Annotated in this window: 4 protein-coding genes; all 4 read left to right on the top strand. The window is 73.9% G+C overall.

Annotation, left to right across the window (positions count from 1 at the left end; all coding sequences use genetic code 11):
- The first annotated feature begins 126 nt into the window (after positions 1-126).
- Positions 127-873: a response regulator transcription factor gene (locus FM076_RS15150; protein WP_173871132.1), complete on the top strand. Its 747-nt coding sequence runs from the start codon at positions 127-129 to the stop codon at positions 871-873.
- A gap of 74 nt (positions 874-947) precedes the next feature.
- The gene (locus FM076_RS15145; protein ID WP_173874759.1) at positions 948-2,381 is read left to right on the top strand and encodes a HAMP domain-containing sensor histidine kinase; all 1,434 of its coding nucleotides are present in this window, start codon (positions 948-950) and stop codon (positions 2,379-2,381) included.
- A 130-nt stretch (positions 2,382-2,511) separates the two neighbouring features.
- Positions 2,512-3,411, top strand: coding sequence for a mycothiol synthase (gene mshD / locus FM076_RS15140; protein WP_173871130.1), 900 nt, complete (start codon positions 2,512-2,514; stop codon positions 3,409-3,411).
- A gap of 179 nt (positions 3,412-3,590) precedes the next feature.
- Positions 3,591-5,819 carry an RNA degradosome polyphosphate kinase gene (locus FM076_RS15135; RefSeq protein ID WP_243274514.1) on the top strand — a complete coding sequence of 743 codons (2,229 nt, stop codon included), beginning with the start codon at positions 3,591-3,593 and terminating at the stop codon, positions 5,817-5,819.
- Positions 5,820-6,088 lie beyond the last annotated feature (269 nt).

Below are 6,088 nucleotides of genomic sequence, written 5' to 3'. Positions count from 1 at the left end.
GGCACCCTCGGCAACCCCGCCCTCCGCCGCGCCGCCGCCCTCCGCCGCGCCCCGCCCGCCGCGGAACCGGCGGCGCCCGGTGGGCGTGCGGGGCACGGTGGGGCGGACGGTGCCAAGCTGGGGACCATGGCCTCCGAGACCGCATCCGCCGCTCCGGCGCCCGACAACCGGACCGTCCTGGTCGTCGACGACGAGCCCGCCGTCCGTGACGCGCTGCGCCGCAGCCTGAGCTTCGAGGGGTACGAGACGCTGCTGGCCGCCGACGGCGCCGAGGCGCTCGACCAGGTCACCGCGCACGAGCCGGACCTGGTCGTGCTGGACATCCTGATGCCCCGCATGGACGGACTGACCGCCGCCCGGCGGCTGCGGGCGGCCGGACGGCGCGTGCCCATCCTCATGCTGACGGCACGCGACACCGTCGGCGACCGGGTCACCGGCCTGGACGCGGGCGCCGACGACTACCTCGTCAAACCGTTCGAGCTGGACGAACTCCTCGCCCGCGTCCGGGCCCTGCTGCGGCGCAGCTCGTACGCGCGCGAGCAGGCGCAGGCCGAGGCGGAGCGGGAGCCCGACGTCCTGGCCTTCGCGGATCTGCGCATGGACCTGCGGACCCGCGAGGTCACCCGGGGCGGGCGGCCCGTGGAGCTGACCCGCACCGAGTACACGCTCCTGGAGATGTTCCTGGCCCACCCGCGCCAGGTCCTCACCCGCGAGCAGATCCTCAAGGCCGTCTGGGGCTTCGACTTCGAGCCGTCGTCCAACTCGCTGGACGTGTACGTGATGTACCTGAGACGCAAGACCGAGGCGGGCGGCGAGCCCCGCCTGGTGCACACGGTGCGCGGGGTGGGCTACGTCCTGAGGGACGACGCGTGAGCCTCGGCGCCGCCCGGAGGAACCCCCGCGCCGTCTGGTGCCGCCTGCGCCGCCGGTGCGCGCGGGCCGTGTCCATGCCGCTGCGCGGGCGCCTCGCCCTGCTGGCGGCGACGACGGTCGCGCTGGCGGTCGCCGCCTGCGCCCTCGCCTGCTGGTTCCTCGTCCGCGCCCAGTTGCTCGACTCGCTGGACGACTCGCTGCGCGACAACTCCGTCTCGGCCGGTTCCGTCGTCGACAGCGTCCGCTCGGGCCAGTGCACCCCGCCCGACCAGCCCGCGCCCAACCCCTTCGGCGCCACCGTGCAGGTGGTGGACACCTCCGGCGGCAGCTGCGTCATCGTCGGCAGGCGGCTGGAGGTGAAGGAGGCCGACGTGCGCGTCGCCGAACGCCGCCGCGACGAGGTCATCCACACGGCGCGCGCCTCCGACGGCACGACGTACCGGGTGCGCACCACGACGGTGCCGGGCACCGGGCTCGCCGTCTCCATGGCCCGGCCGATGGCCGAGATCGAGGAGTCGCTGCGCAACCTCACCCTCATCCTCACCCTGGTGGGCGGCGCGGGCGTGCTGGGCGCCGCGGGCGCCGGGGTCGCGCTCGCCCGCGCCGGGCTGCGGCCCGTGGACCGGCTGACGGAGGCCGTCGAACACATCGCCCGCACCGAGGACCTGGCCGTCCGCATCCCCGCCGAGGGCGACGACGAGATCGCCCGCCTCTCCCGCTCCTTCAACGCCATGACGGAGGCGCTGGCCAGCTCCCGCGAACTCCAGCAGCAGCTCATCGCCGACGCGGGCCACGAACTGCGCACCCCCCTCACCTCGCTGCGCACCAACATCGACCTGCTGGTGCGCAGCGAGGAGACCGGGCGGGCGCTGCCCGAGCAGGACCGCAGGGAGCTGCTGTCCTCCGTACAGGCCCAGATGACGGAGCTGGGGGAACTCATCGGCGACCTCCAGGAGCTGTCCCGGCCGCACGGTGTGCCGCAGACCTCGGGCGGCGCGGATCCCGGTGCCGACGATGCCGGCGACCCCACCCGGACCCGGATCACCGGCCTGCACGAGATCGCGGAGCGCGCCCTGGAGCGGGCACGGCCCCGCGGCCCGGGGCTGACCCTCACCGGCGACCTGGAGCCGTGGTACGTGCGGGGCGAGCCGGCGGCGCTGGAGCGTGCCGTGGTCAACCTGCTGGACAACGCCGTCAAGTTCAGCCCCGAGGGCGGCACCGTGCGCCTCGTGCTGCGCGACGGGGCGCTCTTGGTGCGGGACGAGGGGCCGGGCGTTCCCGACGACGAACTCCCGTACGTCTTCGACCGCTTCTGGCGCTCGCCCGCCGCGCGCAGCCTCCCCGGCTCCGGGCTCGGGCTGGCCATCGTCGCGCGCACGGCACGGCAGTGCGGGGGCGAGATCGCGCTGCGGCGCCCGGCGGACGGCGGCCCGGGGACGGAGGCGGTGCTGCGGCTGCCGGGGGCACCCACCCCGCCGCCGACGGCGGCACCGCGGTCCCCGTCCTGAGCGCCCCTCGTCCCGAGCGCCCCTCGTCTTGAGCGCCGCCCCCGGCGTGGGTACCGTCCTCGGCGGGGCGCCGGCCCGGGGCCGGGGCGGGGGAGTCCGTCACGGCGCGTTCGGCCGTAGGGTCGGTCCCATGAGTGACGTGGATGTGGTGGACGAGGTACCGGCCGGCGTCGTACCCGAGGTCCAGCGGCTGATCGACGCGGCCGCCCGCCAGGACGGCCAGTACGCCGTCTCCGAACAGGGCAGGATCCACCTGCGCGGCGGCCCCCGGGAGGGCGTGCGCCACCTGTTGCTGCGCGACGGCGAGGGCACGCTCGCCGGGTACGCGCAACTGGAGGACACCGACCCGGTGGAGGCACCCGCCGGTGAGCTGGTCGTCGCCCCCACCCGGCGCGGCCACGGCTACGGCAGGCGGCTCGGGCAGGCCCTGCTGGACCAGTCCGGCCGGCGGCTGCGGATGTGGGCGCACGGCGGACACCCGGCGGCCCGGCACCTCGCCCAGAGCCTGGGCCTGACCCTCTTCCGCGAACTGCGGCAGCTGCGGCGCCCGCTGGCCGGCTGGGAGCTGCCCGAGCCGGTGCTGCCCGAGGGCGTGACCGTGCGCACCTTCCGCCCCGGCGAGGACGACGCGGACTGGCTGGCCCTCAACGCCGCCGCCTTCGCCCACCACCCGGAACAGGGCGGCCTCACCCAGCGCGACCTCGACGACCGCGAGGCCGAGGACTGGTTCGACGCCGCCGGGTTCTTCCTCGCCGAGCGGGAGGGCCGCCTGGTCGGCTTCCACTGGACGAAGGTCCACGCCGCCGAACAGCTGGGCGAGGTCTATGTGCTCGGTGTCGCGCCCGGCGAACAGGGCGGCGGCCTGGGGAAGGCCCTCACCACCGTCGGCCTGCGCCACCTCGCCCTCGACCGCGGCCTGCCCACGGCCATGCTCTACGTCGACGCGGACAACACCGCCGCCGTCCGCGTCTACGAGGGCCTCGGCTTCAGCACCCACGAGACCGACCTGATGTACCGCACGGAGACGTGAGGACGTCCCCGAACCGGGGCGGAGAGCCCCCCGTGGGCGCCGGCGGCCCCTTCGTGACCACCGGCGGCCACCAGGGGCTCCCCGCCTCGCCATGCGGGTGTAACCATTGATTCAAACTCTCTTGCGAGTGTCGCGGAATGGCCCGGTCCTCCCTCGCAGAGAGCATCGACAATGGCGGTATGACCCAGCAGCCGCAACCCTCGGTCGGCTCGATCGCGGCCCACCGCCCCAGCAACGTTCCCGGTGCGGGCCCCGACCTGGGCCTGGAGCCGGACATCGACTCGGACGTGGACCTGTACGAGGACGGACAGGGCCACCCGGCACGGACCGCCGCGGACCTGCCGTCCGACCGCTTCCTGGACCGCGAGCGCAGCTGGCTCGCCTTCAACGAGCGGGTGCTCGAACTCGCGGAGGACCCGGACACGCCCCTCCTCGAACGGGCGAACTTCCTGGCGATCTTCGCCGGCAACCTGGACGAGTTCTTCATGGTCCGGGTCGCCGGCCTCAAGCGGCGGATCGCGACCGGCGTGGCCACGCGCAGCGCCTCGGGGCTGCAGCCGCGCGAGGTGCTGGAGCTGATCTGGAACCGCTCCCGGGAGCTGATGGCCCGGCACGCCGCCTGCTACCAGCACGACGTCGCCCCCGCGCTGGCCGCCGAGGGGCTGCACCTGCTGCGCTGGGCGGAACTGACGGAGAAGGAGCAGGCCCGCCTCTTCACCCTCTTCCGGCAGCAGATCTACCCCGTCCTCACCCCGCTCGCCGTCGATCCGGCGCACCCTTTCCCCTACATCTCGGGACTGTCGCTCAACCTGGCGGTGGTCGTGCGCAACCCCGTCAGCGGGCACAACCACTTCGCCCGGGTGAAGGTGCCGCCGCTGCTGCCGCGCTTCCTGGAGGCGTCGCCGTACCGCTACGTCCCCCTGGAGGACGTGATCGCCGCGCACCTGGAGGAGCTGTTCCCCGGCATGGAGGTGCTGGCGCACCACATGTTCCGGGTGACGCGGAACGAGGACCTGGAGGTCGAGGAGGACGACGCGGAGAACCTGCTCCAGGCGCTGGAGAAGGAGCTGATGCGGCGCCGCTTCGGACCACCGGTACGGCTGGAGGTCGAGGAGACCATCGACCCGTACGTCCTCGACCTGCTGGTGCGCGAGCTGAAGGTCAGCGAGGCGGAGGTCTACCCGCTGCCCGGGCCGCTGGACCTGACGGGGCTGTCGGGGATCGCCTCGGCGCTGGAGCGGCCCGAGCTGAAGTACCCGAAGTTCGTCGCGGGCACGCACCGCGACCTCGCCGAGGTCGAGTCCGCCTCCGCGCCCGACATCTTCGCGGCGCTCCGCGAACGCGACGTGCTGCTCCACCACCCCTACGACTCGTTCTCCACCTCCGTGCAGGCGTTCCTGGAGCAGGCGGCGGCCGACCCGGACGTGCTGGCCATCAAGCAGACCCTGTACCGCACCTCCGGCGACTCACCGATCGTGGACGCGCTGATCGACGCCGCCGAGTCCGGCAAGCAGGTGCTCGTCCTCGTCGAGATCAAGGCCCGCTTCGACGAGCAGGCCAACATCAAGTGGGCGCGGAAACTGGAGGAGGCCGGCTGCCACGTCGTCTACGGGCTCGTCGGGCTCAAGACCCACTGCAAGCTGTCGCTCGTCGTCCGGCAGGAGGGCGAGACGCTGCGCCGCTACGCCCACGTGGGCACCGGCAACTACCACCCCAAGACGGCGCGGCGCTACGAGGACCTCGGACTGCTCACCGCCGACCAGCAGGTCGGCGCGGACCTGTCCGACCTGTTCAACCGGCTCTCCGGCTACTCGCGGCGCCAGACCTACCGCCGCCTGCTGGTCGCCCCGCACTCACTGCGCGACGGGCTGGTCACCCGGATCCAGAAGGAGATCACCCACCACAAGGCGGGCCGGGAGGCGTACGTCCGCATCAAGGTCAACTCGATCGTCGACGAGACCGTGTGCGACGCCCTCTACCGCGCCTCCATGGCGGGCGTACCGGTGGACGTGTGGGTGCGCGGCATCTGCGCCCTGCGTCCCGGCGTCCCCGGGCTGAGCGAGAACATCCGGGTCCGCAGCGTGCTGGGCCGGTTCCTGGAGCACTCGCGGGTCTTCTGCTTCGGCGGCGGCGGTGAGCCCGAAGTGTGGCTGGGCAGCGCCGACATGATGCACCGCAACCTCGACCGGCGGATCGAGGCGCTGGTACGGGTCACCGACCCCGCCCACCGCGCCTCGCTCAACCGCCTGCTGGAGACGGGCATGTCGGACGGCACGGCCTCCTGGCACCTGGGACCGGACGGCGACTGGAGGCGCCACGCCCACGACGGGAGCGGGGCACCGCTGCCCAACGTCCAGGAACTGCTGATCGAGGGGCGGCGGCGCACCCGCGGCCCGACGGCGACGTGAGGCGGAGCGGTGACGTGAGCGGAGCGGCGACGTACGGCGGAGCGGTGACGCGGCCGGGCGGCGACATGAGGCCGGGCGGCGACGTGCGGCCGGGCGGCGATATGAGGTGCGGCACGCCACGGCGTGACGCGCGGAACCGTACGGGGGTTGGGGGAACCGGGGAACGGACGCGGTGCGAGTGCGGTGCGGGGAAGCGCGCGGAAGAGCGCGCGGGGAAGGTGACGTGATGGTCGGACAGAGCCGGGACGCGGTGGTCCGCCCCGGGCCCG

The sequence above is a fragment of the Streptomyces albus subsp. chlorinus genome, from assembly GCF_013302895.1.
Lineage (GTDB): Bacteria > Actinomycetota > Actinomycetes > Streptomycetales > Streptomycetaceae > Streptomyces > Streptomyces chlorinus.
Note: the sequence above shows the minus strand (reverse complement) of the source record. Positions and strands in the feature narration are given on the sequence as shown.

Bases quoted from the DNA above. Each gene is read 5' to 3' on its own strand.
- FM076_RS15150 (WP_173871132.1), top strand. From the start codon at position 127: ATGGCCTCCGAGACCGCATCCGCCGCTCCGGCGCCCGACAACCGGACC.
- FM076_RS15145 (WP_173874759.1), top strand. From the start codon at position 948: ATGCCGCTGCGCGGGCGCCTCGCCCTGCTGGCGGCGACGACGGTCGCG.
- mshD (WP_173871130.1), top strand. From the start codon at position 2,512: ATGAGTGACGTGGATGTGGTGGACGAGGTACCGGCCGGCGTCGTACCC.
- FM076_RS15135 (WP_243274514.1), top strand. From the start codon at position 3,591: ATGACCCAGCAGCCGCAACCCTCGGTCGGCTCGATCGCGGCCCACCGC.